The organism is Aeromonas sp. S2(2024) (assembly GCF_041402505.1).
GTDB lineage: Bacteria > Pseudomonadota > Gammaproteobacteria > Enterobacterales > Aeromonadaceae > Aeromonas > Aeromonas media.
In genome coordinates, this window is sequence record NZ_JBGLRL010000009.1 from 48,092 (window position 1) to 74,013 (window position 25,922).

At 62.9% G+C, this 25,922-nt stretch carries 22 protein-coding genes, 1 pseudogene and 1 riboswitch; of the genes and pseudogenes, 13 read left to right on the forward strand and 10 right to left on the reverse strand.

Annotated features, from left to right (window positions below; all coding sequences use genetic code 11):
* The first annotated feature begins 170 nt into the window (after window positions 1-170).
* The 5 genes from ACB039_RS11280 to ACB039_RS11300 all read left to right on the forward strand — a co-directional run bounded on the left by ACB039_RS11280 (window position 171) and on the right by ACB039_RS11300 (window position 12,271).
* Window positions 171-1,313, forward strand: a complete 1,143-nt coding sequence (locus tag ACB039_RS11280) for a 3-phenylpropionate MFS transporter (protein ID WP_371165701.1) — start codon at window positions 171-173, stop codon at window positions 1,311-1,313.
* A gap of 82 nt (window positions 1,314-1,395) precedes the next feature.
* The gene (locus ACB039_RS11285; RefSeq protein ID WP_371165702.1) at window positions 1,396-4,857 is read left to right on the forward strand and encodes a NahK/ErcS family hybrid sensor histidine kinase/response regulator; all 3,462 of its coding nucleotides are present in this window, start codon (window positions 1,396-1,398) and stop codon (window positions 4,855-4,857) included.
* Window positions 4,858-5,060: 203 nt separating this feature from the next.
* A riboswitch (cyclic di-GMP riboswitch) is annotated at window positions 5,061-5,147 on the forward strand.
* A 111-nt stretch (window positions 5,148-5,258) separates the two neighbouring features.
* Entirely contained in the window at window positions 5,259-7,856 is a 2,598-nt protein-coding gene (locus ACB039_RS11290) for a glycosyl hydrolase family 18 protein (protein ID WP_371165703.1), read from the forward strand.
* A gap of 121 nt (window positions 7,857-7,977) precedes the next feature.
* Window positions 7,978-9,774 (forward strand): immunoglobulin-like domain-containing protein, encoded by a 1,797-nt coding sequence (locus ACB039_RS11295; RefSeq protein WP_371165704.1) that lies wholly within the window; start codon window positions 7,978-7,980, stop codon window positions 9,772-9,774.
* A 130-nt stretch (window positions 9,775-9,904) separates the two neighbouring features.
* Complete coding sequence (locus tag ACB039_RS11300) at window positions 9,905-12,271, forward strand: M66 family metalloprotease (RefSeq protein WP_371165705.1); 2,367 nt, start codon at window positions 9,905-9,907, stop codon at window positions 12,269-12,271.
* A gap of 46 nt (window positions 12,272-12,317) precedes the next feature.
* Here the strand turns inward: ACB039_RS11300 and ACB039_RS11305 are convergent, their stop codons facing one another.
* On the reverse strand, window positions 12,318-13,118 hold the full coding sequence (locus tag ACB039_RS11305) for a putative RNA methyltransferase (RefSeq protein WP_371165706.1): 801 nt from the start codon (window positions 13,116-13,118) through the stop codon (window positions 12,318-12,320).
* 122 nt (window positions 13,119-13,240) lie between these two features.
* The gene (gene crp, locus ACB039_RS11310; protein WP_025328082.1) at window positions 13,241-13,879 is read right to left on the reverse strand and encodes a cAMP-activated global transcriptional regulator CRP; all 639 of its coding nucleotides are present in this window, start codon (window positions 13,877-13,879) and stop codon (window positions 13,241-13,243) included.
* A 371-nt stretch (window positions 13,880-14,250) separates the two neighbouring features.
* Here crp and ACB039_RS11315 point away from each other — a divergent pair, with 371 nt between their 5' ends.
* Complete coding sequence (locus tag ACB039_RS11315) at window positions 14,251-14,655, forward strand: OsmC family protein (RefSeq protein ID WP_041206318.1); 405 nt, start codon at window positions 14,251-14,253, stop codon at window positions 14,653-14,655.
* Between the two features lie 48 nt (window positions 14,656-14,703).
* A complete protein-coding gene (locus tag ACB039_RS11320; protein WP_005330517.1) occupies window positions 14,704-15,003 on the forward strand; it encodes a hypothetical protein in 300 nt (99 codons plus the stop codon).
* 72 nt (window positions 15,004-15,075) lie between these two features.
* Here ACB039_RS11320 and ACB039_RS11325 read toward each other — a convergent pair whose 3' ends face one another.
* The 3 genes from ACB039_RS11325 to ACB039_RS11335 all read right to left on the reverse strand — a co-directional run bounded on the left by ACB039_RS11325 (window position 15,076) and on the right by ACB039_RS11335 (window position 17,001).
* Window positions 15,076-15,609 carry a hypothetical protein gene (locus tag ACB039_RS11325; RefSeq protein WP_371165707.1) on the reverse strand — a complete coding sequence of 178 codons (534 nt, stop codon included), beginning with the start codon at window positions 15,607-15,609 and terminating at the stop codon, window positions 15,076-15,078.
* A 15-nt stretch (window positions 15,610-15,624) separates the two neighbouring features.
* Window positions 15,625-16,494, reverse strand: a complete 870-nt coding sequence (locus ACB039_RS11330) for a phosphoribulokinase (protein WP_005330514.1) — start codon at window positions 16,492-16,494, stop codon at window positions 15,625-15,627.
* Window positions 16,495-16,755: 261 nt separating this feature from the next.
* Window positions 16,756-17,001 (reverse strand): YheU family protein, encoded by a 246-nt coding sequence (locus tag ACB039_RS11335; protein WP_043133008.1) that lies wholly within the window; start codon window positions 16,999-17,001, stop codon window positions 16,756-16,758.
* An 89-nt stretch (window positions 17,002-17,090) separates the two neighbouring features.
* Here ACB039_RS11335 and ACB039_RS11340 point away from each other — a divergent pair.
* Window positions 17,091-17,683: pseudogene (locus ACB039_RS11340) on the forward strand (membrane-associated sensor domain-containing protein); the annotation flags it as partial.
* Window positions 17,684-17,740: 57 nt separating this feature from the next.
* The gene (locus tag ACB039_RS11345; protein WP_371165743.1) at window positions 17,741-18,241 is read left to right on the forward strand and encodes a diguanylate cyclase; all 501 of its coding nucleotides are present in this window, start codon (window positions 17,741-17,743) and stop codon (window positions 18,239-18,241) included.
* Here ACB039_RS11345 and ACB039_RS11350 read toward each other — a convergent pair.
* From ACB039_RS11350 to ACB039_RS11360, 3 genes are all read right to left on the reverse strand, one after another.
* Window positions 18,223-19,206 (reverse strand): hydrolase, encoded by a 984-nt coding sequence (locus ACB039_RS11350; RefSeq protein WP_371165708.1) that lies wholly within the window; start codon window positions 19,204-19,206, stop codon window positions 18,223-18,225. The two genes, ACB039_RS11345 and ACB039_RS11350, sit on opposite strands and share 19 nt — an antisense overlap.
* A gap of 55 nt (window positions 19,207-19,261) precedes the next feature.
* Window positions 19,262-20,161 carry a chemotaxis protein CheV gene (locus ACB039_RS11355; protein WP_005330506.1) on the reverse strand — a complete coding sequence of 300 codons (900 nt, stop codon included), beginning with the start codon at window positions 20,159-20,161 and terminating at the stop codon, window positions 19,262-19,264.
* Between the two features lie 152 nt (window positions 20,162-20,313).
* Window positions 20,314-21,003 carry a hypothetical protein gene (locus ACB039_RS11360; protein ID WP_371165709.1) on the reverse strand — a complete coding sequence of 230 codons (690 nt, stop codon included), beginning with the start codon at window positions 21,001-21,003 and terminating at the stop codon, window positions 20,314-20,316.
* A gap of 39 nt (window positions 21,004-21,042) precedes the next feature.
* Between ACB039_RS11360 and ACB039_RS11365 the strand changes: the two genes are divergently transcribed.
* Both ACB039_RS11365 and ACB039_RS11370 read left to right on the forward strand, forming a co-directional pair.
* A complete protein-coding gene (locus tag ACB039_RS11365) occupies window positions 21,043-21,249 on the forward strand; it encodes a YheV family putative zinc ribbon protein (protein WP_033130616.1) in 207 nt (68 codons plus the stop codon).
* A 223-nt stretch (window positions 21,250-21,472) separates the two neighbouring features.
* On the forward strand, window positions 21,473-22,105 hold the full coding sequence (locus ACB039_RS11370; RefSeq protein WP_205641139.1) for a peptidylprolyl isomerase: 633 nt from the start codon (window positions 21,473-21,475) through the stop codon (window positions 22,103-22,105).
* Between the two features lie 59 nt (window positions 22,106-22,164).
* Here the strand turns inward: ACB039_RS11370 and ACB039_RS11375 are convergent, their stop codons facing one another.
* Entirely contained in the window at window positions 22,165-22,380 is a 216-nt protein-coding gene (locus ACB039_RS11375; RefSeq protein ID WP_005330500.1) for a SlyX family protein, read from the reverse strand.
* A 14-nt stretch (window positions 22,381-22,394) separates the two neighbouring features.
* Window positions 22,395-23,363 (reverse strand): WD40 repeat domain-containing protein, encoded by a 969-nt coding sequence (locus tag ACB039_RS11380; RefSeq protein WP_218409669.1) that lies wholly within the window; start codon window positions 23,361-23,363, stop codon window positions 22,395-22,397.
* Window positions 23,364-23,482: 119 nt separating this feature from the next.
* On the opposite strand from ACB039_RS11380, the gene fkpA reads away from it, so the two are divergent.
* Complete coding sequence (gene fkpA / locus ACB039_RS11385; protein ID WP_041207073.1) at window positions 23,483-24,289, forward strand: FKBP-type peptidyl-prolyl cis-trans isomerase; 807 nt, start codon at window positions 23,483-23,485, stop codon at window positions 24,287-24,289.
* A gap of 148 nt (window positions 24,290-24,437) precedes the next feature.
* Window positions 24,438-25,844, forward strand: a complete 1,407-nt coding sequence (locus ACB039_RS11390; protein WP_371165710.1) for a sigma-54-dependent transcriptional regulator — start codon at window positions 24,438-24,440, stop codon at window positions 25,842-25,844.
* Window positions 25,845-25,922: the final 78 nt, after the last annotated feature.

Below are 25,922 nucleotides of genomic sequence, written 5' to 3' on the forward strand. Positions count from 1 at the left end.
GTAGAAGGATTGCAACACTCATCAGGAAGCGGTGTTATCCAGATAGACAGAGGGATGTGACAAAGGTTCAACTTTATTGATATTCATCGTTTTTATCTGCCCTTGCCCCTGGGGATCCCTGCGCCAAAATCGGTTATCATTTGTGCCCCTTGTCACGCTGCCGAGCCCCTATGCCCGCCTTCTCCTGGTTAGCCCTGTTCTTTGGCGCCTTCTACTTCGTCTACGGCGCCTATCTGCCGTTCTGGTCCCTGTGGCTCGAGGGCATAGGGGTGAGCGCCGAGCAGATAGGCTTGTTGCTGGGGGTCGGCATGGCCATCCGTTTTGCCGGCAACCTGATGGTGATGGGGCGGGTCAAGGGGGCAGGTCAGTTGCTGCCCGTCACCCGGCTGCTCTGCCTGCTGAGCCTGCTGGCGTTTCTGGGCTTCTACCTCAGCCACAGCCTCTGGTGGCTGGTGGTGCTGACCCTGGTAGCGAACTTCATCTACCCGACCCTGATGCCCATGGGGGAGGCGCTCGCCACCCGCATGGTGGTGCAGACGCACCTCGACTATGGCAAGGTGCGGCTGTGCGGCTCCTTCGCCTTTATCGTCGCCTCCACCCTGGTGGGCGCCCTGGTGAGCAACTTCGGCAGCGACTGGGTGCTGCATACCATGGTGGCGGGACTGCTGGCCATGCTGGCGCTGAGTGCGCTGCCGCTGCGACCGGCACCCCAGGAGCTCAAGGGGGAGCGGGCCCGAGCCTCCCTGCTCGTCACCCTCAAGTCGGCCCCGGTACGCCGCTTCCTGCTCATCACCGCCCTGCTGCAGGGCAGCCATGCCGCCTACTACGGCTTCAGCGCCATGTACTGGAAGGGGGCGGGCTACAGCGGCACCCTGATCGGCTACCTGTGGGCCCTGGGGGTGGTGGCGGAGATCGCCATGTTTGCCGCGGATAAGCGCTTCTTCCACCGCTTCGGGGCCCAGACCCTGTTTCTGGTGGGGGCCGTCGGCTGCGTGGTGCGCTGGGTGTTGCTCGGCGCCTCTACCGAGCTGGCGGTGCTGGTGCTGGGTCAGCTGCTGCACGGGGTCACCTTCTGCATCAGCCACCTCGGCGCCGTGCGCTTCATGACCCGCCAGCTGCCCGCCGAGCAGCAGATCCCCACCCAGGCGCTCTATGCGGCGCTCGGCCTCGGCATGACGGTGGCAGCCCTGATGGCGATCTGCGGTGTGCTTTTCGAGCCGCTCGGTGGGGGAATCTTCTTCATCATGGTGCTGGTGGTGCTGCCGGTCTTCGTCCTGCGGCTGCGCGGGGAGCATGAGGGCGCCGCCGCCTGAGCGGGCACACTCAATGACGGTTGCCCGCCGGCACGCTGAGCCGGCGCGGCGCTCAACACATCTGAACAAGGGAAGAATGTAGATGCACCAAGGATGGCTGCTGATCGGGTTGTCGCTCGCCTATCTGGGCTTGCTGTTCCTCATCGCTTATGTGGCGGACAAGAGCAAGCGCCGTCGGCTCAAGGGCCAGCCCCTGCTCTACAGCCTGTCGCTCGCGGTCTATTGCACCTCCTGGACCTTCTTCGGCACAGTGGGCCAGGCCAGCGAATCCCCCTGGTCGCCGGTGCCCATCTACCTGGGGCCCATGCTGGTGTTCCTGTTTGGCTGGCGCCTGCTGGCCCGCCTCATCCTGGTGGCCAAGCGCGAGCACATCACCTCCATCGCCGACTTCATCGCCGCCCGCTATGGCAAGTCCCAGCGCCTGGCCATGGTGATCACCCTGATCGCCGTCATGGGGATACTTCCCTACCTGGTGCTGCAGCTCAAGGCCATAGTCACAGGGCTGGATCTGTTGATGGCCAACTCTGTACCGGCGGGGCCCACGGGCAACACGGCCGAGCTGGCCCTCGGCGTCGCCCTGTTGCTGGCGCTGTTCAGCATCCTGTTCGGCACCCGCAACCTGGACGCCACCGAGCACCATCGCGGCATGGTGGTAGCCATCGCCTTCGAGTCCGTGGTCAAGCTGCTCGCCTTCATGGCGGTGGGGGGCTTCGCGCTCTGGCTCATCATTGCCAGGCCGAGCGAGGCCCGCACCCTGGTAGCTGGGGACTTTCTCGATGCGGTGGTGGCGGTGTCGCCGGGCAGCCTGCTGGAGCTCGCCATCTATACCCTGGTGGCCATGTGCGCCGTCATCTGCCTGCCACGCCAGTTCCACGTGACTGTGGTGGAGAACAACCAGGGTCAGGATCTTCACTGGGCGCGCTGGTTGTTCCCGCTCTACCTGTTCCTGATGGGGCTCTTCATCTGGCCGCTGGCACTGGCGGGCAAGCAGTGGGTCGGGGCCGACATGGCCTCGGACACCTATGTGATAAGCCTGCCCATGTCGCTGGGCTTCGACGGCATGGCGATGCTGGCGTTTCTCGGCGGCACCTCGGCGGCCACCGGCATGGTGATCGTCTGCACCATCGCCCTGGCCATCATGGTCAGCAACGATCTGGTGCTGCCGGTGCTGCTGCGCCGCTTCTGGCAGCAGGGGCGGGATGAACGGCTGATGCGGCTGCTGCTGCAGGTGCGCCGGGGCGCCATACTGCTAATCCTGCTGGCGGCCTGGGTGCTCTATCTCTGGCTCGGGGATCTCACCAGCCTGTCGCGCATCGGCTACCTGTCGTTCGGCGCCGTGGCCCAGTTCGCCCCGGCCCTGCTGCTCGGCCTCTACTGGCGGCACGGCAATCGCAAGGGGGTCTACCTCGGGCTCTCCCTCGGGGTCAGCCTCTGGTTCGTGACCCTGCTGGCCGAGAGCGGCCTGCTGGCGGGCTCGCCGCTGGAGGCACTGTTGGCCCCCCCCGACTGGCCTGCCTTTCGCGATCTGAGCCTGGGGGCCTGGTGCATCTTCCTGAGCCTCTCGCTCAACCTCGCAGGTTACGTGGCGGGTTCGCTGCTGTCGCGGGCGGCGGTGAGCGAGCGGTTGCAGGCCGCCAACTTCGTCGGCAAGCCGAGCCGCGATACCACGGCGCTCTATCAGGCGCGGGTCTCGGTCAAGGAGCTGGAGATGCTGGCGGCCCGCTTCGTCGGCTCGAGCCGGGTCAAGCGCGCCTTCGGCCGCTTCGCGGGCGAGCGGGGCGGCACCCTGGCACCCCAGATGCAGGCGTCGGCCGATCTGATCGCCCACACAGAGCGGCTGCTGGCCGGGGTGTTTGGCACCTCGTCCGCCCGGTTGGTGCTGGCCTCTGCCCTGCAGGGGCGCAACATGCAGCTCGAGGAGATCGCCACCATAGTGGACGAGGCCTCCGACGTGTTTCGCTTCAACCGTGGCCTGCTGCAGGGGGCCATAGAGCACATGGGGCAGGGGATCTCGGTGGTGGACCGGGAACTCAGGCTGGTGGCCTGGAACCGGCGCTACATCGAGCTGTTCCACTATCCGCACGGGCTCATCCAGGTGGGGCGCGCCATCGAGGAGATCATCCGCTACAACGCGCAGCAGGGGCTGTGCGGCCCGGGAGACATCGAGGCCCAGGTGGCGCGGCGGGTCGCCTTCATGAAGCGGGGCAGCCCCCATGTCTCGGCGCGGGAGCGGCCGGATGGCCGGGTGATCGAGATGCAGGGCAATCCCATGCCGGCGGGGGGCTTCGTGATGACCTTCACCGACATCACCCCCTTCCGGGCGGCGGAGCGGGTGCTGCGCGAAGCCAATGAGCATCTGGAAGCCAGGGTGGCCGAGCGTACCCATGAACTCTCCGAGCTCAACCGCCAACTGCTGCTGGTGAACCAGCAGGTGGAGCGGGCGAACCACTCCAAGAGCCGTTTCCTGGCGGCGGTGAGCCACGATCTGACCCAGCCGCTGAACGCGGCTAAGCTGTTTACCTCCTCCCTGCTGGAGATGCTGCCGCCGGAAGACGAGCCGGCCCGCATTGCCCGCCACATCGACGATGCCCTGGGGGCGACCGAAGATCTCATCACGGATCTGCTGGATATCTCACGGTTGGAGGCGGGCAAGTTCAAGGCGAAGAAGCTCGATTTCGCCCTGCGCGACATGTTCGACAACCTCAAGGCCGAGTTTGGGGTGCTGGCCCAGGCGGGAGAGATCCAGTTCTCCGTGGTGGAGAGTCGCCTCGCCGTCTACAGCGACGTGCGCCTGCTGCGGAGGGTGCTGCAGAACTTCCTCACCAATGCGTTTCGCTACAACCCCGGTGGCCGGGTGCTGCTCGGTTGCCGTCGACTGGGGGACAAGGTGCGCATCGAGGTGTGGGACAACGGCCCCGGCATCCCGCTGGACAAGCAGGAGGCTATCTTTGACGAATTCTCCCGCCTCGATCACTCCCGCACCGCGAGGGAGCAGGGGCTCGGCCTCGGGCTCGCCATCGCCCGCGGCATCTCCCAGGTGCTGGGCCACCAGCTCTCCCTGCGCAGCTGGCCGGGGGCGGGCTCGGTGTTTGCCATCACCCTCAACCTCGCGACCCGGCCCGTGATGCCGAGCCAGGTGGCGGCCCCCGTGGTGCGGGACAGCCAGCTGGAGGGGATCCGGGTGCTCTGCATCGACAACGAGGAGGAGATCCTCATCGCCATGGCCTCCCTGCTGGGGCGCTGGGGTTGCGAGGTGCGCTGCGCCCAGAACCAGGAGCAGGCGCTATCCCTCATCGGCGACGGCTTCCTGCCGCAACTGGTGCTGTCGGATTATCACCTGGACGATGGCAAGACGGGACTGCAGGCGCTGCACATGATCCGGCTGGCCCACGGCAATGGCATCGGCGGCATCATCATCAGTGCGGATCGCAAGAGCGAGCTGCAGACGCAGATCCGCGAGCACGGCTTTGGCTACGTCAGCAAACCGGTCAAGCCGCTCAAGCTGCGGGCATTGATGAACAGCCTGCTGTTGCCAATACAGTGACAGGCTTCACACAATCAATCATTGATAGGTTCGTTCATGAATGATCATCAGGCGCCAGCATCACCGATGTTGGCGCCAGCTTGCCGGCATGTTCGCGAACAATTGCGAAAAGTGAGTCCTGTTTGCTGTCATTTTTACTAGGTAGCATCCCTTCCTGCTCCCACCTATAGTCATTCGGCGATTATTTTTGTCGCAAATCAAGTTGTGCAAAAAGGCAAACCGGATGAAAGTCCGGGACGCAAAGCCTCCGGTCTAAGGGTCAAAGTGCCTAGGATAGCGGGGCCACCACAGGTTGTATCGTCCATGGGCCAAGCCATGGTTGCGATGATGTCTGCGTTACCTGTCAGGTTGCGTTGCCTTTTTCGTTGTTAATTCCAATAACGAAATAAGGAAGTTCAAATATGTTAAGTCCAAGACTTTCCCTGCTGGCGCTCCTTGTCGGGGGGCTCTGTGCTACCTCCGCCTTCGCCGCTGCCCCGGGCAAACCCACCATAGGCTCGGGCCCCACCAAGTTCGCCATCGTCGAAGTCAATCAATCCGCCTCGGCCTACAACCAGCTGGTGACCGTCCACAAGGATGGTGCCCCGGTCAGCGTGACCTGGAACCTCTGGTCCGGCGACGTGGGTCAGACCGCCAAGGTGCTGCTCGATGGCAATGAGGTGTGGTCCGGCCCGGCGTCCGCCGCGGGTACCGCCAACTTCAAGGTGACCAAGGGCGGCCGCTATCAGATGCAGGTGGCTCTGTGCAACGCCGACGGCTGCACCCTCTCCGACAAGAAAGAGATAGTGGTGGCCGACACCGACGGCAGCCACCTGGCGCCGCTCAATGCGTCCCTCAAGGAGCACAACAAGCCCTACGCCAACAAGTCCGGCAAGGTGGTGGGGGCCTACTACGTGGAGTGGGGCGTCTACGGTCGCAAGTTCACCGTGGACAAGATCCCGGCCCAGAACCTGACTCACATCCTCTACGGCTTCACCCCCATCTGCGGCGGCAACGGCATCAACGACAGCCTCAAAGAGATCTCTGGTAGCTTCGAGGCGCTGCAGCGCTCCTGTGCCGGTCGCGAGGACTTCAAGGTCTCCATCCACGATCCCTGGGCGGCGATCCAGATGTCCCAAGGCAACCTCAGCGCCTGGGATGAGCCCTACAAGGGCAACTTCGGCAACCTGATGGCGCTCAAGCAGGCCCGTCCTGACCTCAAGATCCTGCCCTCGGTCGGGGGTTGGACCCTCTCCGATCCCTTCTACTTCCTGGGGGACAAGACCAAGCGCGACACCTTCGTCACCTCGGTCAAGGAGTTCCTGCAGACCTGGAAGTTCTTCGACGGCGTGGACATCGACTGGGAGTTCCCGGGCGGCCAGGGCGCCAACCCCAGCCTGGGCGGTCCGAGCGATGGCGCCACCTATGTGGTGCTGATGCAGGAACTGCGCGCCATGCTCGACGAACTGGAGGCCGAGACCGGACGTCAGTATGAGCTCACTTCGGCCATCAGCGCCGGCGGTGACAAGATTGCCAAGGTGGATTATCAGGCGGCCCAACAGTACATGGACCACATCTTCCTGATGAGCTACGACTTCAGTGGCGCCTTCGACCTGAACAACCTGGCCCACCAGACCAACCTCTTTGCCTCCAGCTGGGATCCGGCCACCAAGTACACCACCGACAAGGGCGTCAGGGCACTGCTGGATCAGGGTGTTACGCCGGGCAAGATAGTGGTGGGCGCCGCCATGTATGGTCGTGGCTGGACCGGGGTGAACGGCTATCAGGCTGGCAACCCCTTCACCGGCACCGCCACCGGGCCGGTAACCGGCACCTGGGAGAACGGCGTGGTGGATTACCGCGACATCGTCAACAACCGCATGGGCGCTGGCTGGGAGCAGGGCTATGACGAGGTGGCCGAGGCCCCCTATGTCTTCAAGGCCAGCAGCGGCGATCTCATCAGTTTCGACAACGATCGCTCGGTCAAGGCCAAGGGGCAGTACGTGCTGGCGAACCAGCTCGGCGGCCTGTTTGCCTGGGAGATAGATGCGGACAACGGCGACATCCTCAACGCCATGCACGAGGGATTGGGCCATGGCGAGGGCACCCTGCCACCGGCGAACAAGCCGCCACTGGCCAATGCCGGCAGCGATCTGAGTGTCACCGGCCCGACCGAGGTGACTCTCAACGGCTCCGCCTCCCATGATCCTGAAAACGGGGTGCTGACCCACAGCTGGAAGCAGGTCTCTGGCCCCCAGGCCAGCCTGCTCGATGCCACCCAGGCCAAGGCCCGCGTGGTGCTGGACGCCGTCAGTGCCGACGTCAACCTGGTGTTCGAGCTGACCGTCACCGACGATCAGGGCCTCACCGCCAAGGATCAGGTGGTGGTGACCAACAAGGCGCCGCAGCCCAACCTGCCGCCCGTGGTCAGCGTCCCGGCCAGTGCCAGCGTCGAGTCCGGCAAGCAGGTGACCATCCAGGCCACGGCATCCGATCCGAACGGTGACACCCTGAGCTATCAGTGGAGCCTGCCAGCGGGTCTTACCGCCACCGGCCAGGACAGTGCCACCCTGGTGGTCACGGGTCCGAGCGTCACCAGCGACACCGCTTATGACCTGACCCTGGTGGTCACAGACGGTTCCCTTGACGCCAGTGCCGCTACCCGCCTCACCGTCAAGCCGGTCAGCACCGGTGGCGGTTGTGAGGCAAGCGATCCGGAGGCGGCCAACTGGCCGGCCTGGAACGCCAGCACCGTCTACAACGCCGAGACCAAGGTGAGCCACAACCAGCTGGTGTGGCAGGCCAAGTACTGGACCCAGGGCAACGAGCCAAGCCAGACGGCGGATCAGTGGAAGCTGATAAGCCCGGTGCAGCTCGGCTGGAACGCGGGTGTGGCCTACAACGCCGGTGACCTCACCAACCACAACGGGCGCAAGTGGAAGGCCCAGTACTGGACCAAGGGCGATGAACCCGGCAAGGCCGCGGTCTGGGTGGATCAGGGGGTGGCCAGCTGTAACTGACAAGCCATCCGGGATGGGGCCTGGCCCCATCCCTTCTCACCCTTTTTCACTGACAGGGCCAACGGCCCTGCCATCGCAACAAGAATGCCTCAGCATTTATTCCCTATGAAGGACAGACCCCATGAAGAATCATCACACCCTGTTGCGGGCGAGTGTTCCCCTGCTCGGCTGGGTGCTGCTTGCGCCGCTGGCGATGGCCCAGCAGAGCAGTACCACGGGGGCATTTCGCAAGGACAACAGCGCGCCCCAGATCTACAGCCAGGAGGGGCTGGTCAACAATTTTGCCCAGATGCTGCCACTGGGGGCGACCTTTTCCCCCCTGCTGACGGCCTGGGATGCCGAGGATGGCGATCTCACGGCTCGTATCAGCCAGAAAAGCACGGTCAATACCCAAGTGCCGGGCAGCTATGTGGCCCAGTACCAGGTCAAGGACGATGGTCTGCCCGCGGAGGATGGTTTCAAGGGGTGGGGGAGCATCACCACCACCTTCTCGTTGCCGGTGACCATTTATGATCCAGCGCGCGAGTTGCCCGCCAGGATGCTTGTGCTGGGGACGCTCTGGGATGAGGGTCCCGTCATCAACGACACTCTCTTCATGGTGGTTGGCGACGCGCTGAGCCGCCCCTTCCGTATCAATGGAGACAGCCTGCCGCTGCTGGGAGAGAGGCTGTCCATTCGCACATTCCAGGTGAAGGAGGGACACTGGGGTGGCAACAACCGTCAGTTCGTACTCCTGTTGAGGGATCCTGACAGTGGCGAGGTGCTCTATGACGGTCCCCTGACGTTCAGCGGTGGCACCACCTTCACCCCCAGTGCCCCCATCCCTGTGCTGGCGGATCGGGACTACCAGTTCACCCTGCGTTACCTGGCCGGTAGCGACAGGCAGGGTTTCAAGCGTAATGAGGCGGGCCAGTTCTGGCTTGGCGCCGAAGGGGTGCAGGAGCAGGCGCTCTATCCTCATGCTCAGGTACTGCCGGATCCTGCCAATCGGCTGGCGTTCGACCCCGGCCTGAGCCGCCCTCTCAAAGAAAAGTTGTTGAGCAGCGCCGGCGGCGGGGAGGTGCTCCATGTCCGCAGGTTGCCGGGGGCCGAAGCTCAGGCGTTGAGCTATGTCATCACGGATCCGGCTCTGGCGACGCTCCAGATCCAGTCGGGGGATGGTGAAGATCGGCTGGTGCTGAGCGGGCTGCAGGCCGGGGAGACCAACCTGGCGATCCTGGCCAACGGCGAGCGGGTCGATCTCGTGCGTCTCGTCATCACTGCCCCCAAGGCGGTGACCCTCTCTTACAGCTACATCGCCTATCCGGGGGAGACCCAGACCCATCTGTGGGACGATGGCGTGTTGATCCAGCGCGATATCACTCGCCGCTACGCCCCTTACAACCTCCAGCTCAGCTGGATCGACAACGGCGTTCTGGTGCACGAGTGGGACCGGGACGGTGACGGCGAATCCTACGAGGCGGATCGCTCCGAGCGGGAGGCGCCCTTCGATGAGGGCTGGATCCCGAACCGGGGACAGGTCTTCTCCAACCTCTATGTGATCCGCAGTTACAAGGATCCGGCGCGAGCCTGCAGCGGCTCCGGGGCCGGTTCGTCCATGGGGATAGGGCCGGACGACGCGCCCCCCCGGGCGGGTTATCGCGCGGCCTGCCCAGGCAACGCCACCGAGCTGGGTCAGTCCCTGACCCTGGCCCACGAGCTGGGTCAGTCCCTGACCCTGGCCCACGAGCTGGGTCATAACCTGGGGCTATGGCACACGGGTAACACGGATCCCTATCGCAACAGCAACCTCATGACCGCCGGTCGTCAGGAGGGGATCTTCTTCGCATCCCAGTGGCGGACTATCCACCAGACCCTGAATGCCCGCATCGCTGCGGGGGATCCCGGGGTGCGCGAGGGGACGACGCCGAGTCGGTAAGCGTCTCTGGGGCGGCCCCGGCACTAGTCTGGCCGCCCCTGTCACGTGCAGTGGACGGATGTGCCGATCGTCTTTCAGGCTTCCAACAGCAGGGCATGTGGACATGCCCATCACAACGAGAACCATAACAATGAAAAAAACACCGTTAGCCAGCCTGATCATGGCTGCCCTGGCGAGTGGCCCCCTGTTGGCCGCCGTCCAGGTTCCCCCCTCCTTGCCCTTCAATACCCAGGCCCCGACCAACGACCTGCAAGGCACGCTGGCGGCGCAGGTCCAGTTTGCCCAGAGCCAGATCCTGCCGACCCATGTCGCCGAGGGGGACAGCCAGCCCAGGTTGACTGCCTTGCGCAAGAGCCTGCTGCTGGTCAGGCCGCTGCAAGCCGAGACCGGCGTGCCGATGACGGTGACGGCGCGAGACGGCGCCGGGCAGATGCTCGGGACGCTCACCCTCAACCCGCCTGAGCAGTTGCCGAAGACGGCCTATTATCTCGATGGCTCGCCGGAGGAGGGGGTCGACTTCACCCCGGGAGCGGGGACCACCACTATCATCAGCAGCAGCGCCGAGCTGGCCCTGCTGAATGACACCACGGCAGCCCTGCTGAGCGATCGCCTGGAGCAGCATGCACTGGTGGAGGTGCAGACCGCCGATGGCCGCTGGGTCAGGGATATCTATCTGCCGGAGGGGGCCGCCCTGGAGGGCAAGATGGTACGTGCAAGCTCCAATGCGGGCTACAACTCGACGGTGCGCTACAGTGGCCGTCAGGTGACGCTCTCCCGTGGTCAGACGTTGCAGTTCAAGTTCGTCAATGGCCAGTGGATCAGGGACGGGGAGCTCGAGAACAACGGCATCCGCTATGCGACCGACGCCTGGAGCGCCGTGCTGCCAGCCGACTGGATCCAGCCTGGCCTGAGCCTGCAATTGAGTCAGGGGACGCAGAGCGGTGAACTGGTGGATCTGCAGGTTGGGGCCCCGAGCGAGCTGCTCATCCACACCATCGACATCGGCATGCTGACCACGCCCCGCAATCAGTTTGCCTTCGCCAGGGAGTCCGAGGCCCATCGGGAATATTTCCAGACGGTGCCCACCAGCCGGCTGATCGTCAGCCAGTATGCCCCCCTGTCGCTGCCGGAGGTGATGCTGCCAAACGGCACCCTGCTCACCGACTTTGACCCGAGCGAGGGGGGCTGGCACACCGGCACCATGCGCCAGCGTATCGGCAAGGAGCTGATCTCCCACGGGATAGACAACGCGAACTACGGCATCAACAGCACCGCCGGCGAGGGGGAAAGCAGCCATCCCTATGTGGTGGCACAGTTGGCGGCCCATAACAGCCGTGGCAAGTACGCCAACGGCATCCAGGTGCACGGCGGCTCCGGTGGCGGTGGCATCGTCACGCTCGACAGCTCCCTTGGCAACGAATTCAGCCACGAGGTGGGCCACAATTATGGTCTCGGTCATTACGTCGGCGGCTTCCTGGGATCCGTACACCGCAGCGCGGAGGCGGTCAATTCGAGCTGGGGCTGGGATGGGGATCGCAATCGCTTCATTCCCAACTTCGGCGCCAGCCGCAGCGGTCAGAGTGCCTGTCTCGACGGCCAGTGCCAGGCGCCTTTCGAGGGCCACCCGTTTGGTTTTGATGCCATGGCGGGTGGCTCGCCCTTCTCCGGCTTCAACCGCTTCACCCTCTATACCCCGAACTCGGCCGCCATCATCCAGCGCTTCCTCGAGAGCAAGGCGGTGTTCGATGCCGCTTCCCCGACCGGGTTTAGCAAGTGGGATGCCGCCACCGCCACCATGCTGCCCTACCAGCACAGGGTGGAGCAGCTGGAGCAGATCAGCGTGCCCATCAACGATCTGAGCGAGGCAAAGCTGGCGGCCCTGCTGACGGAATATGATCTGGTCAAGGTAGCCATGTGGGATGGCAACTGGACGCGCAACATCCAGGCGCCGCCAGCCGCAGCCGGGAATGCGGGGCGCATCCTGACCGTTGATCACGCTGCCAGCTACAACAGCATCCTCTTCGTCAATGGCCAGCAGATCACCGTCTCCCGTGGCTTCAAGAAGAGCTACACCTCGGACGGCAGCCGCTGGAACGAAGGGCCTGTGGTGGATCCACGGACTCCGCGCAAGCCGCAGGCATTCGGCGTGCCGGTGACCACCCTGGTGGGGTATTACGATCCTCGCGGGCTGTTGCCGAGCTACCTCTATCCAGCTCTGCACGGTGCCTACGGCTTCAGCTATGGTGATGACGGCGAGCGGCCCAGGACAGGGGATTGCCAACTGCAGGTGGAGACCCGCGAGGGCCTGCTGCACTTCCGGCTGGCCAATCATCGCCTGAATGCCAACGTGATGAACAAGTTCCATGTCAACGTGCCCACGGCCAGCGAGCCATTGGACGCCGCCGTGATCTGCGCCGCCCAGACCCTGGTTCAGAGGCCCATCTCGGCACCGGAGGCGGATCTCTCCTTCACCGTCAACGGACGTCCTCTCGAGTAAGAGACGCCAATAAAAAAAGGCCCGTACGGGCCTTTTTTCATGGGGTTCAGAGGGGTTTTTGCCACAGGCTCAACAGCAGATCCTGCTCCAGCTCGTCCGGCCCCTGGTGGGTGAAGGCGTGACGCTGCTCACCGCCGGCGCGCCAGCCGAGGCGACTGGTTTCCAGCACATGGGCGCGCAGAGCCTGATCCATGGGCATGGAGAACTGGCAGCGTTGCCGCTCAACGGGCGCAAGCCCTGCCAGGGCCGGCCAGCTGAGGGGGTGCTCCATGCTCACCGGGTTGAGGCTGACTCTCAGTTGCCACTGGTGGCGCGGACCGGGTTGCAGGTGGAGCAGGTAGCCACCCGGCGTCAGCAGGCTGACCAGCAGCTCTGTCTTGATCTTGAGATCGTTGACCAGCAGCACCTGGGCGGAGCCGGCCAGCAGCGGTGCCTTGGCCGGATCGGCGATGACGAAATGGCCGTCGGGTTGCGCTTTGTTGGCGGCGAAGATGGCGTTCTTGGCCAGATCGATGCCGCCAAACTGCCAGCCCGGCAGGCGTTCTGCCAGGGCGCGGCAGTAGTACCCTTCACCACAGCCGAGATGGATCAGCTCGCGCTCGCCGAGCGGCGCCAGCAGGGTTGCCATGGCCTCCACCAGGGGTAGCTGGTGTCCCTGCTCCAGGAAGCGGCGCTTGGCACGCAGCAGGGCCCGGCTGTCGCTGTCCTTGGGATCCTTCTTGCCCGGAATGAGATCCAGATAACCTTCCGGGGCCGGATCGAAATGGTGCTTGTTGTCGCAATAGACCCCGCGGGAGGCTTCATGAAGATGCAGGGGGCTGCGGCACAGGGGACATTGAAGATGCATACACACTCGCTTGGTTGAGGCCGGGGAAGGGCGTGCGGGATTATAGGGGAGACGATCAGAAAAGGCTGCCGTGGCAGCCTTTTTTATCCAACGGCCCTGTGCTGAGCCGTCAGGGAACCCGGTCAGCGGGTGCCAAACACCACTATGGTCTTGCCGTGGGCGGAGATGAGCTCTTGCTCTTCCAGCATCTTGAGGATGCGGCCGACGGTTTCGCGAGAGCAGCCGACGATCTGGCCGATCTCCTGACGGGTGATCTTGATCTGCATGCCATCCGGGTGGGTCATGGCGTCCGGCTGCTTGGCCAGGTTCAGCAGGGTCTGGGCAATCCGGCCGGTCACGTCCAGGAAGGCGAGGTTGCCGACCTTCTGGCTGGTGTGCTGCAGGCGCTTGGCCATCTGGCCGGAGAGGCGCAACAGGATGTCCGGGTTGACCTGGATCAGCTGGCGGAACTTCTTGTAGGAGATCTCGGCGACTTCACAGGCACCTTTGGCACGTACCCAGGCGGAACGCTCCGGATTCTCGTTCTCTTCGAACATCCCCATCTCGCCCAGGAAATCCCCCTGATTCAGGTAGGAGAGGATCATCTCCTTGCCCTCGTCATCCTTGATCAGGACGGCGACGGTACCCTTGACGATGTAGTAGAGGGTTTCCGCTTTTTCACCGGCATGAATAAGGGTGCTCTTGGCGGGATACTTATGAATGTGGCAATGCGACAAGAACCACTCGAGGGTGGGATCGCTTTGCGGTTTGCCAATGATCATGAGACTTCCTCTGTAGTGTCATTTTTATGGACTGTGCGTCCAGGCAAGTTGCCAAGCTTGCCATTCCTTAGTCTTTGGTCGCAGTAGAATAAGAGCCTTTGTCTGTGCTGACAAGGCTTTGGGACTTTGCTGTCCATCTCTGTGCATCGATCTGCTGCGCCATTCGGGCCATTCTAGGCAAGAAGGGGGGGAGAGATGTTGATTTCGATCTATTTCCTTCAGGGTCTGCCGTGGTTTCGGAACAAGTCGCGGTGCCGGGTGAGACGGTCATGAAGCAGGGGGTGGCGCAAGGTGATGGGCATGTGCCACTCGACCCCTGCTTGAGGTATGCTATGGGCGTCAGAACCGTCGTCATTGAGAGGAAAAGTGAGATGAAAGCCAAGGTCAGCTGGGTGGAAGGCATGAAGTTTGTGGGCGAGAGCGAGTCCGGTCATCAGGTGACGCTGGACGGCGCCAACCCGGGCGAAGGTGCCAGCCCGATGGAGATGATCCTGCTGGCTGTCGGTGGGTGCAGCTCCATCGACGTGGTCTCCATTCTGGAGAAGGCGCGCCAGAGCGTGACCGCCTGCCATGTGGAGCTGGAAGGGGAGCGTGCCGACTCGGTGCCTCGGGTGTTCGAGAAGATCCACCTCAAGTTCGTCGTGACCGGCAAGGGCTTGGCCGAGAAACAGGTGGCCCGCGCGGTCGACTTGTCGATGGAAAAGTACTGTTCAGTGTCCCTGATGTTGGAAAAAGCGGTAGAAATTACCCATAGTTATCAAATTCTTGAAGCTTGATAGTTGTAGTTTGTCCCGTAGATAACGCCATGACATAAGGAAAGTGCGATGAAAAAAATGATGATGTTGCTTCCCCTGTTCGGACTGGCCGCCTGCAGCATGCCGCAGCCCACCCAGTATCAATACAGTCAGTATCAGTGCGGGGAAGAGTTGTTGGCCATCACCTATGATGCCCAGGCCGACATGGTGCAGTTCCCTTATGCCGGGGTGTATTACAAGCTGGGTCGCATCGAGTCGCCCAAAGAGACCGCCAGCTATTCCGATGGGGTGACCACCTTCTCCCAACAGGGCAAGCAGGCCACCCTGATCAAGAGTGGTGTGACCCAGCTGACCTGCGAGCTGAAGTAATCGCCATGCCGTGGCAACGGCGTGTATGCAAAACGGCCTGCTTGACGCAGGCCGTTTTGTTATGGGTAAGGGTCACTGGGCGGGCAGGGAGCCGAGGAGTTGAGCTGCGAGCTGCTGGCTCAGCTGGCTGCGGGCATCCTCGGCGATGGGCACGTCGCTGGCGAGCTGGATGGCACTGCTCCAGACACTTTGCTGGGTGCGCCTGTCGATCAGCAGTATGGCCAGGGTGCCCTTGCGCGCATCGGCGGCGGCATTCAGGCCTGGGGTCATGCCGAGGCGGGAAAATATCTCCCCATCACTCATGTCCTGGCTGCCTGCCACTCCGATGGCGACCCAGACGTCGGCTTCATCCAGGGGCACACTGCGCCAACCCTTGCCATCGAGCGTCTGGGTGACGGCTCGTTGCACCGGGTCCAGCCAGGGTGCTGCGCTGTTGCCCGCGTACTGGAACTGCTCCGCCAGCGCATAGCGTGGCGTCGCCCCGTAGGGCCAGTTGTCTGCCGGGCGTACCACCATGGTCCCCGTCTCGACAGTGGGGGCGGCAGGGCCCGCGCTGCAACCGCCCAGCAGGGCTGCCAGTGTGAATGAGAGAAGTGCACCGCGCATCATAAGCTCCTTGGCTCAGGTAATCTTGCCGGTTTCTAACAGTTGCTGGATCAGGGGGCGCAGGATCAGCTCCATCGCGAAACCCATCTTGCCCCCCGGCACCACTATGGTGTTCATTCTGGACATGAAGGCCCCGTCGATCATCGACAGCAGGTAGGGGAAGTCCACCTGCTTGATGCCCCGAAACCGGATCACCAGCATACTCTCGTCCAGGCTGGGTATCACCTTGGCGCTGAAGGGGTTGGAGGTATCCACCGTCGGCACTCGCTGGAAGTTGATGTGGGTGCGGGAGAACTGCGGGGTGATGAAGTTGATGTAGTCATCCATGGAGCGGACGATGGAGTCGGTCACAGCCTCCCGGGAGTGGCCGCGCTCAGAGGTATCGCGAATGAGCTTCTGGATCCACTCCAGGTTGACGATGGGCACCACGCCGATGAGAAAGTCCACGTGCCGCGCCACGTTGTGTTCACCGGTCACCACGCCGCCGTGCAGCCCTTCGTAGAACAGCAGGTCCGTCTCCCCCGGCAACGCCTGCCAAGGGGTGAAGGTGCCCGGCATCTGGTTGAAGGGGACCGCCTCGTCGAAGCTGTGCAGGTAGCGTCTGTACTGGCCGCTGCCGCTCTGGCCGTACTCCTGGAAAAAGGATTCCAGCAGACCGAAGTCGTTGGCCTCCGGGCCGAAGTAGCTGATGTGGCGCCCCTGCTCGCGCGCCTTGCGGATCGCCACGTCCATCTCGGGCCGGGTATAGCGGTGAAAACTGTCCCCCTCGACCACGGCTGCCTTGTATCCGAGCTGGTGGAACATGGAGCGGAAGGCGTTGGTGGAGGTGGAGGTGCCGGCACCGGACGAACCGGTAACCGCAATGATGGGATGCTTGGCCGACATAGAATTCTCTCTTCCTTGGGAGTTCCGTTATAAGGGCAGGTTCAAAGTGCGGTCAAGTGCGCCTTCATGACCCGGCTGTACCATGATCCCCGTCGCCCTCCATGTGCAGGCGCCCTGGCGGGGCTGATATTGCCGAATGGGGGCATAACATAACTGCGTGTGAAGCGCGTCAGACTGCGGATGAGGTGACCGCATTCTCCGGCGCGGCATTCTCCCGCCTGTACCCCGGGTGGCTGAGCCTGACGTCGTTCAGATCGTGGGTCATTCCTGCCGGAGATCGTCGGCGGGCGCATTGCTCAAATGCGTCTTTGGCACGACGTTGACACTTTCATGCAACTCGCTGTAGACCAGCACGGCACTACCTTGTAGTAATTGCTGTCTGACCTCCTCGACCTTGTCGGCCAGGCTGACATCCTGCTCGCCGTATTCGGTGCCTTCTTGCAGCACGAAATGCTCGAGCAGGTTGTTGAGGGTATCGGGATCCAGTTCTTGCCAAGGGATAATCATGATTTCATCTTCAGTCATAGCGATGCGGATATTGTCGGTGTCTGACCGGCAAGCGCAAGGAGTTTATCTGGACCTGCGCGAGGGTTTCCATGGCATCAGTTGAACAGCGTCACCCAACCAGTCACGTCGACCAGCATCTTCAGGATGCGCGTCGGCACGCCCTGAGCGCGGGGTTGCGCTGGTTCTGGGCCATCAGCCAGCTGGCGATCCTCTATCTGCTGGCTCGCTTCTATATGTATCAGGATGCCCAGCAGGTGGCGATCGCTGGACTGCCCTGGGGGTATGAGTGGCAGATAGGCCTGGTGATCCTGGCCAGCGTGCTGACTCCCCTGGTCTGGCGCTGGTGCTCTCGCCAGGGAACATCGCGATGGCAGCCCTGGCTCTGGGGTTGTGCCATGTTGTGGGGATGGCCTGGGCTCTGATGGCCTATTCCCTTGCCACCATCGAGTTCAGCGTGGGATTCAGCCTGGCATTCAACATCGTCAGCCTGTTGCTGCTGACGGCCCTGATCGCCTTCTACTGCGAGTGGCGTGTCTTCTATAGCCTGAGTGCCCCGCCTCTGATCTTTCTGCTGTTCGAGGAGCACTGGGTGATGGTGCCGTCCGTCACCGTGCACTGGTTGGCGGTCGGGGGTTTGCTGATCATCCTGGAGACGGGGCGGCGGATGCTCAACCGCTGGTTCGAGCTGGCGGTGTCGCGCGAGTATGACAACCTGATGCTGGCGCGCAAGATGGATGCCATGGCCCATCGGGATCCCCTGACCGGGCTTGCCAACCGCCGTCATTTCGATCGGGTCTGCAAGCACGCCATCGCACAGGGTACAACGCTGGAGGTGCCGCTCACGGTGATCCTGCTGGATGTGGATTTTTTCAAGCGATACAACGACCGCTACGGTCATCAGGCGGGGGATGAGTGCCTGATCCTGGTGGCCGAATGTCTTGAGGAGAGCGTGCGCGAACCCGGCGATCTGGTGGCCCGCTATGGTGGGGAAGAGTTCGTGGTGTTGCTGCAGGAGACAGATCTGGCCGCTGGTGAACGGGTTGCGCAGCGTATTCGTTCTACCCTGGCCGCCAGGGCGTTGCCCCACGAAGGCTCAGATGTGGCTCCCCATCTCACCCTGAGCCAGGGGATTGCTCAGTGGCGTCAGGGAGAGAGCCTGGTCATGCTGCTCGAGCGGGTCGATGGTGCTCTCTACCAGGCCAAGGAAGAGGGGCGCAACGGCTACCGGCTCGCATCCTGAGTCTGCTCCCGCAGCCATTGGCTGATCCGCTCCTCCAGCCAGAAGCGGGGGCGCCAGGGCGTACCGTGCAGGAAACCCACGTGGCCACCGCACCGGCTCAGCTCGTAGCGCACCAGGGGGGAAAGCTGTTCCGGTGTGGGGATCACGGCCTGCGTCATGAAGGGGTCGTCGGCGGCATGGATCACCAGGGTCGGGATGGGGATGCGCGCCAGCAGGCCAAGGCCGGAGCAGGTCTGATAGTAGTGATCGGCGCTGTCGAAGCCATGGAGCGGGGCCGTGACCTGCTCGTCAAAGTCGCGCAGGGTGGCGATACGGTCGACCTGCTGCGGTTGCCAGCGGGACTGTGCTGCGGCTTGATGGCGGATCTTGCTCAGCAGATTGGCTCGCATGGTGCGCAGCAGGTAGCTTTGATACACCCGTGAGAATCCCTGATTGACCCTGTCGGCGCAGCTCGCCAGTTGCAGGGGTGCCGAGATCACCACGGCGGCGGTCAGTTCATCCGGACAAGCCCGCGCCAGCAGATTGACCAGCATGTTGCCCCCCAGAGAATAACCGATGGCGATCAGTGGCTTGCCGGGAAAACGGCGACCCAGCTCGGCGATCAGCGCCTCTGCATCCTCGATGGCGCCGGAGTGGTAGGCTCGCAGCAGCCGGTTCGGCTCGCCGCTGCACCCCCGAAAATGCATCAGCACGGCGTCGTTGCCCTGCCGCTGCAGATGGGCAAACAGTCCCTTGGCATAGTGGGAGTGAATGCTGCCCTCCAGGCCGTGAAACAGCACCAGCAGCGGCCGCTCATCCGGGCTGATGGGCCCGCTCCAGGCGAGATCGACGAAGTCCCCATCCGCGAGTTCGAACCGTTCCGGGATGAAGCGGGCCGGCGCGCGGCGCAGCCACTTCGGCAATATGGTTTGCAGGTGGGCATTGCGAGCCCACCAGGGGGCGTGGAAGTGGCTTTCTGTCAGCATGCAACGACTCGGGGAGAAGAGGAAACAGTCGGCGGGCCCATGGCCCGCCGCGGTGTCAGGCGGGCAGGCGATCGTGGTGTTCGGCGCCGCGCAGCATGGCCTGGATCAGCTCGTTGGCTTCAAACTTGGTCAGCGCCTCGTGGGCGCCGACCTGATGGGCACGCTCCACGCTGATCTCGCTGGAGAGGGAGGTGTGCAGGATGATGTAAGCCTCCGCCAGTCTGGGATCGCTCTGTACCTCGAAGGCGAGCTCGTAACCGTCCAGCCCCGGCATCTCTATGTCGCTCACCAGGATGTCTATCCGGCTGCCCTGAGCGACCCTGGCCTGCATCAGGCTGAGGGCATCGCGCCCGTTGGTGCACACCTCGTAGGGAATGTTGATGTAATCGAGGGCCGCCATCAGCTGGCGGCGGGCGACGGAGGAGTCGTCCACCAGCAGGATCCGCATCGGCTTGAGCCGTTCGCGCTGCACATCGGTCAGCACGGGGTAGAGGTGGCTGGGATCGTCCGGATAGACCCGGGACAGGATCAACTCCACGTCCAGCAGCTGGATCAGCTGATCCCCCACCTTGGTCACCCCGGTGACGAAGACGTTCTGACCGAGGGAAGGAGGAGGTGGCTCTATGTCGCGCCAGTTGCACTCGGTGATCTTGTCGATGCCCCGCACCAGGAAGCCCACCAGGGTGCGGCGGCAATCCGTGATGATGATGAAGCAGCTGGGCATCTCCTCCCGGCTGATCGGGCGATAGCCTACCGCCATCGCCATGTCGATCACGGGGATGGTGGTGCCCCGCATGCTGGCCGCCCCGAGCACGGTCGGGTGCGAATGGGGCAGGGCGGTGAGCTGGGTGTAGGGGACTATCTCCTTCACCTTGAGGGTGCCGATGGCGAAGGATTGCCTGGCTGAGAGGTGAAACAGCAACATGCCCTGGGATTGGTTGGCCTTGCTCGTCATGGCGGATGTCCTGTTGATCTAATCGGTGACGGTCAATCTGGTGTTCAGCATAGAGGGTGGTGACCAGGATGATGCCGTTGTTATTAACGGTTATTAGCGACCGAGAGCCACAAAACTGGACCCTGTCACCCTCATTTATTTTCTCGTCCGGTTCACTGGGCGGAGGCCACCACCTCCAGCGTCAGCCCGAGCCAGTGCTGACACGCCTGCGCCAAAGCCTGTTCATCCCGGTAGCCGAGCTTTGCCACGACCTGGGCAGGCTTGCTGCCACTTCTGAGCAGGCGTACCCCTTGCAGCAACTGCCACTGGGCACCGAGCGCATCGGCCGCCAGGGCGGGATCCTCGATGCCGCGCTGGACGAGGCAAGCCTGCCAGGCTGCGGTGCTGCCTTCCGATTGGCCGGCCAGGGCGCGCCATGCGGCCTGCAGCGGCTGATCTGCCTGCGCCAGGATGGTACACGCTTGCAACTCGTCTCCGATGACCCGCAGCCGGTGGCCATAAGCCTCCTGCCAGTCATGGGGCCTGGACCAGCTGGCCAGGTTGTCCAGCAGGGCGTCCATCAGCGGGGTGGGTTGCAACCAGCCAGCCTGGGCCGGTTGCGCCACCCGCACCGAGCAGGTCAGCAAATCATGCTGACAACCCGCTAGGGGGGTGAAGGCGGCGAGGGCATCGGCGCACAGCCAGAAGTGGCTGCCCGCCGTCAGCAACAGCTCATGGGGGCCGAGTCTCAGCAGCGCCGCGCCCCGGGTGACGCGCAGCAACTGACCCAGAGGGGAGCGTTTGCGGGGGCCGACCTGCAGGCAAGGAGTGGAAAAATGCTGATATTCGATGGCGTGATGCATATAAAAACCCTGATATGATGCTGCCTGGAGGTAACAAAAATGGAAACCAGACGTAAAAAGCGCTTCATTGCCGGTGCGGTTTGCCCGGCGTGCGGCAAGATGGACACCATGATGCTGTATATGGAGCATGGAGTCGAGAAGGTGACCTGTGTCGACTGCGGGGATACCCAGGTGCAGACCCAGGCCGAGGTGGACAAGGCGACCCGCGAGGCCGAACAGGTCATAGGGGTCTTTCGTCCCGAGTGACCTACCGACGGATAGCCGGGGTGGACCGGGTCATCCGCGAGGCCGAACCGCTGATAAAGGTGTTTCGCCTCCAGTGAGGGGCCTCTTGATAATACCCGGGGTGGGGCAAGGCTCGTTCTGGACTGCTGACTTTTTCAGCATGGCGGAGCGGGGCAGATCATATGCTTGGCCACCTTTTTAAGGTATTCTGGGCCCGTTTTTTTCTATCCGCAGGATCCCTGACATGAAAGTAGCTCCCCTGAGCGTGGTTACGCTGGAATACACGGTCACCGACGAACACGGTGAAGTCATCGACACCACTGTCGGTAAAGAGCCTCTGGTGTATCTGCACGGTACCCGTTATCTGGTCTCCGGCCTCGAAGCCGAGCTGGAAGGCCGCAGCGTGGGCGAGGCGTTCGACGTCACCCTGACGCCGAGTCAGGCCTATGGCGAGTATGACGAGAACCTGGTGCAAGAAGTGCCCGGCGAGCTGTTCGATGGCATGGAAGTGTCTGAAGGGGATACTTTTGTGGCCGAGACCGACGATGGCCACCGCCCGGTGACCGTCATCGAAGTCTCCGAAGAGTTCATCAAGGTGGATGGCAACCATCCGCTGGCCGGTGTGACCCTGGGCTTCAAGGTCGAGATCAAGGACGTGCGTGCCGCGACCGCCGAAGAGCTGGCTCACGGCCACGTGCACGGTGCCGGTGGCTGCGGTCACGATCATGGCCATGATCACGACCACGACCACGACCATGACCACGGCGGTTGCTGCGGCGGTCACGGCCACGATCACGGTCATGACCACGGCGACGAGCAGGGTCACGGCGGTTGCTGTGGCGGCGGTGGTTGCGGTGGCAAGGGCCATCACCACTGATCTGCCGACTGGCAAGATGAAAAAACCCGCTGCGTGCGGGTTTTTTTATGGCGGTGCACTCAGTAGTGCGGGGGCGGCGTCTCTTCGGCCATGCTGGCTATCTGGCTCGGCTGCACGCTCTGCAGCTTGTCTACCAGTAGCTGGATCTGATGCTTGAGCCGGTCGAGTTCACGGCCCTGGGTGGTGACCTCTTCGTTGAGCTGCTCCACCGTGTATTCGGCATAGGCGAGACGGCTTTCCAGGGTCTCGAGACGATCGTTAACTTGCTGACTCATGGGCCTTTTGGTCCTTACTTGATAGTCCAGATTTCGGCCAGGCCACTGGAGCTGGCGCTGACGAGGTGGCCATTGTCGCGCAAAGCCACGCCATAGACCACAGCGCTCGGTGGTTTCACCTTGGGATGAGGAGAGACGCGCCAGCTTTGCAGCAGACTGCCATCGCTCACCCGCCACAGGGAGAGCTGGCGTGAGGGGGCGCCGGTGATGAGCCAGTTGCCGTCGTTGGCAAAGCGCGCGCTGGTGTAGACCTCGAAACGGTGCGCGAACTGCAGCCGGCTCACCTCCTTGCCAGTCTTGAGATCCCAGATGCTGGCCTGGCGGCTGTCGGCGGTGAAGGCGAAGCGCCCCGCCGGATCCAGCCTCGCCATCACCACCCGGCCGCCGTGGTTGAAACGCCATACCACCTGGCCGGTGCGGGTATCCCAAAGATAGGCGCTGTAATCGTTGCCGCCGGTGAGGGCGTAGCGGCCATTGGCGGAGAGATCCACCGTGTTGACCTGCTCGGTGTGGCCGAGGAACTGCAACCTGCGCCCGGTGCGGGTGTCCACCAGCTCCGCCTTGCCATCTTCGCGGCCGATCAGCACCAGACGACCATCGGCCGAGAGCGCCGCATCCCTCAGGCTGGATTCAGGAAGGGAATAGTAGCCTTGAGATCGACCATCTTGCAGGCGCCAGATGGCGAAGGTGCGCTGGGTGGCGGTGATGGCGTGGCTGTCGTCCGGGGAGAAGCGGGTGAGGGTGACGAACTCCTCCTGATCATCGCTCTGACGCCAGCGCCAGCGCTCCTTGCCCTGTTCCAGATCCCACACCACGGTGCCCTGGCCCAGGCTGGAGACGATGGCCTGCTTGCCGGAACTGGCAAGATCCGCACTCAGCAAGCCCTGGTTGGCGAGGCGGATCTGCTGGCCGGGAAGTGAGCTCTGTTCGCACCCCGTCAGCATCAGGCAAATACCGATGAGATAAATGGCACTTTTGATCATTTTTCCTGTCTCATGCTTTCGTTACCTGCGATCACGGCGTTAGTATAAGGCGCTTATCACGATAAACCTCTCATTTCACGAAGGAACCGAGAGCGGTATTTAGAGTTTTGGAGAAACTGATGAACAATTTTCTGAAGGTGTCCCTGTTGGCTGCGGCCGTTGCCGTGGGTCTGACTGCTTGCCAAAAAGATGAGAAGCCTGCTGCCAATACCGCAGAGGTCAAGGCAGAAGCCAGCAAGCCGGCAGAGGCTCCCAAGGCAGCAGCCAAGAGCTTTGAAGAGCAATCCGGCTATGCGATCGGCCTCTCCATGGGTCGTTATATCGCCAATACTCTGGAGCGTCAGCAGGAGCTCGGCATCAAGCTGGACAACAGCGTCATCCTCAAGGGGGTGACCGACGGTCTGGGCAAGGAAGCTGGCATGACTGACGAGGAGATCCAGAAGGTCCTGCAGGAATACGACGCCAAGATCAACGAGCTGACCAAGGCCAAGGCCGACAAGGATGCGGTGGAAAACCTGAAGAAGGGTGAAGAGTACCTGGCCGCCAACGCCAAGAAAGAGGGCGTGAAGAGCACCGAATCCGGCCTGCAGTATCAGGTCGAGAAGCTGGGTGACGGCGCCAAGCCGAAGGCCACCGACATCGTCAAGGTGCACTACACCGGTACCCTGACCGATGGCACCAAGTTCGACAGCTCCGTCGATCGCGGCGAGCCGGCCACCTTCCCGCTCAACCAGGTGATCCCGGGCTGGACCGAAGGCGTGCAGCTGATGCCGGTCGGTTCCAAGTTCAAGTTCTTCCTGCCGTCCAAGCTGGCCTATGGCGAGCACGGTGCAGGCTCCATCCCGGCCAACGCCGTGCTGGTATTTGACGTCGAGCTGCTGGCCATCGAAAAGCCGACCGCCGAAGGCGATGACGCGAAGAAATAAGCGGTAAACGCGATGAAAACGGCTCCCCAGGGAGCCGTTTTTGCTTGTGTGGCGCAGTGGGTGGCGGGAGAAAGCTGAGAGCCCGTCTTGAGTGTATGGCGTCTAACCCCCAGAATAGACAACAAAATCAATCGCAAGGATGGATCTCGTGGCTGAAAGCAAACCCCGTGTCCTGCTGGTGGAAGATACCCGCAGTCTGGCCGTCGTCTATGAGCAGTACCTAGTTCAGGATGGCTATGACGTAGTGCTGGCCGATTGCGGTCAGCAGGCACTGGCGCAGTTGCTGGCCAGCCCGCCCCCCGTGGTGCTACTCGACCTCGAACTGCCGGACATGTCCGGCATGGCCATACTGCAGCAGATCACCGAGCAGCAACTGCCCTGCTCGGTGGTGGTGATCACCGCCCACGGCTCGGTGGATGTGGCGGTGGAGGCGATGCGCTGCGGTGCCTTCGATTTCCTGACCAAGCCGTTCGATGGCAAACGGCTGTGTGCCACCGCTCGCAACGCCTTCAAACATCAGCAGCTCAGCTCGCTGGTGGCCCAGTATCGGGAGAACTTCGAGCGCAGCTCCTTTGCGGGCTTCATCGGCGCCTCCATGGCGATGCAGGCTGTCTATCGCATCATAGAGAGCGCGGCGCCGAGCAAGGCGACCGTGTTCATCACGGGGGAGAGCGGCACCGGCAAGGAGGTGTGTGCTGAGGCCATCCACCAGTGCAGTCCGCGCCGGGATCAGCCCTTCATCGCGCTCAACTGCGCCGCCATTCCCCACGATCTGATGGAGAGCGAGATCTTCGGTCATGTGAAGGGATCGTTCACCGGCGCCCAAGGGGATCGCAAGGGGGCGGCCAGCCTGGCGGACGGTGGCACCCTGTTCCTCGACGAGATCTGCGAGATGGATCTCGACCTGCAGAGCAAGCTGCTGCGCTTCATCCAGACCGGTACCCTGCAGCGGGTCGGCAGCGGCAAGCTGGAGACGGTGGATGTGCGCTTCGTCTGCGCTACCAACCGGGATCCCCTGTTGGAGGTGAAGGCGGGACGTTTTCGCGAGGATCTTTACTACCGTCTGCACGTGATCCCGCTCTCCCTGCCGCCACTGCGGGAGCGCGGCGAAGACATACTGCTGCTGGCGCGCGACCTCCTGCTGCGATATGCCAAGGAGGAGCACAAGCGCTTCAAGGATTTCGATGCCGACACTGTGCGGATATTGCTCGACTACCCCTGGCCCGGCAATGTGCGCGAGCTGCAGAACGTGGTGCGCAACATAGTGGTGCTCAACGATCGCGAACTGGTGAGCAAGGATATACTGCCACCGCCGCTCAACGGCGGCCGTGCGCTTGCGGTGCCTGCTGCTGTTGAGGCGACCCACGAGATCCTGGCCGAGCCCGTGCAGACCGCTCTGCCGGTGCGCCCGCTCTGGCTGGTGGAGAAGGAGGCCATCGAGCAGGCCATCGCCAGCTGTGACGGCAACATCCCCAAGGCGGCGGCGCTGCTGGAGATCAGCCCCTCGACTATTTATCGCAAGAAGCAGGGTTGGGAAGAGGCGAGCCTGGCTTGAGGCTTAAGTGCAGCTGGGCTCGGGCCTTCCCTTATCTGTCGCAAGAGGCAGAGTCGGGAAGAGGGGGGCTTGGCCTGA

Coding starts and splice junctions, on each gene's coding strand:
- ACB039_RS11355 (WP_005330506.1), bottom strand. CDS start 20,161: ATGACGAGCAAGGCCAACCAATCCCAGGGCATGTTGCTGTTTCACCTC.
- ACB039_RS11315 (WP_041206318.1), top strand. CDS start 14,251: ATGAAAGCCAAGGTCAGCTGGGTGGAAGGCATGAAGTTTGTGGGCGAG.
- ACB039_RS11350 (WP_371165708.1), bottom strand. CDS start 19,206: ATGCTGACAGAAAGCCACTTCCACGCCCCCTGGTGGGCTCGCAATGCC.
- crp (WP_025328082.1), bottom strand. CDS start 13,879: ATGATCATTGGCAAACCGCAAAGCGATCCCACCCTCGAGTGGTTCTTG.
- ACB039_RS11345 (WP_371165743.1), top strand. CDS start 17,741: ATGGCCCATCGGGATCCCCTGACCGGGCTTGCCAACCGCCGTCATTTC.
- ACB039_RS11290 (WP_371165703.1), top strand. CDS start 5,259: ATGTTAAGTCCAAGACTTTCCCTGCTGGCGCTCCTTGTCGGGGGGCTC.
- ACB039_RS11300 (WP_371165705.1), top strand. CDS start 9,905: ATGAAAAAAACACCGTTAGCCAGCCTGATCATGGCTGCCCTGGCGAGT.
- ACB039_RS11305 (WP_371165706.1), bottom strand. CDS start 13,118: ATGCATCTTCAATGTCCCCTGTGCCGCAGCCCCCTGCATCTTCATGAA.
- ACB039_RS11320 (WP_005330517.1), top strand. CDS start 14,704: ATGAAAAAAATGATGATGTTGCTTCCCCTGTTCGGACTGGCCGCCTGC.
- ACB039_RS11285 (WP_371165702.1), top strand. CDS start 1,396: ATGCACCAAGGATGGCTGCTGATCGGGTTGTCGCTCGCCTATCTGGGC.
- ACB039_RS11375 (WP_005330500.1), bottom strand. CDS start 22,380: ATGAGTCAGCAAGTTAACGATCGTCTCGAGACCCTGGAAAGCCGTCTC.
- ACB039_RS11280 (WP_371165701.1), top strand. CDS start 171: ATGCCCGCCTTCTCCTGGTTAGCCCTGTTCTTTGGCGCCTTCTACTTC.
- ACB039_RS11335 (WP_043133008.1), bottom strand. CDS start 17,001: ATGATTATCCCTTGGCAAGAACTGGATCCCGATACCCTCAACAACCTG.
- ACB039_RS11380 (WP_218409669.1), bottom strand. CDS start 23,363: ATGATCAAAAGTGCCATTTATCTCATCGGTATTTGCCTGATGCTGACG.
- ACB039_RS11365 (WP_033130616.1), top strand. CDS start 21,043: ATGGAAACCAGACGTAAAAAGCGCTTCATTGCCGGTGCGGTTTGCCCG.
- ACB039_RS11295 (WP_371165704.1), top strand. CDS start 7,978: ATGAAGAATCATCACACCCTGTTGCGGGCGAGTGTTCCCCTGCTCGGC.
- ACB039_RS11360 (WP_371165709.1), bottom strand. CDS start 21,003: ATGCATCACGCCATCGAATATCAGCATTTTTCCACTCCTTGCCTGCAG.
- ACB039_RS11325 (WP_371165707.1), bottom strand. CDS start 15,609: ATGCGCGGTGCACTTCTCTCATTCACACTGGCAGCCCTGCTGGGCGGT.
- ACB039_RS11370 (WP_205641139.1), top strand. CDS start 21,473: ATGAAAGTAGCTCCCCTGAGCGTGGTTACGCTGGAATACACGGTCACC.
- fkpA (WP_041207073.1), top strand. CDS start 23,483: ATGAACAATTTTCTGAAGGTGTCCCTGTTGGCTGCGGCCGTTGCCGTG.
- ACB039_RS11330 (WP_005330514.1), bottom strand. CDS start 16,494: ATGTCGGCCAAGCATCCCATCATTGCGGTTACCGGTTCGTCCGGTGCC.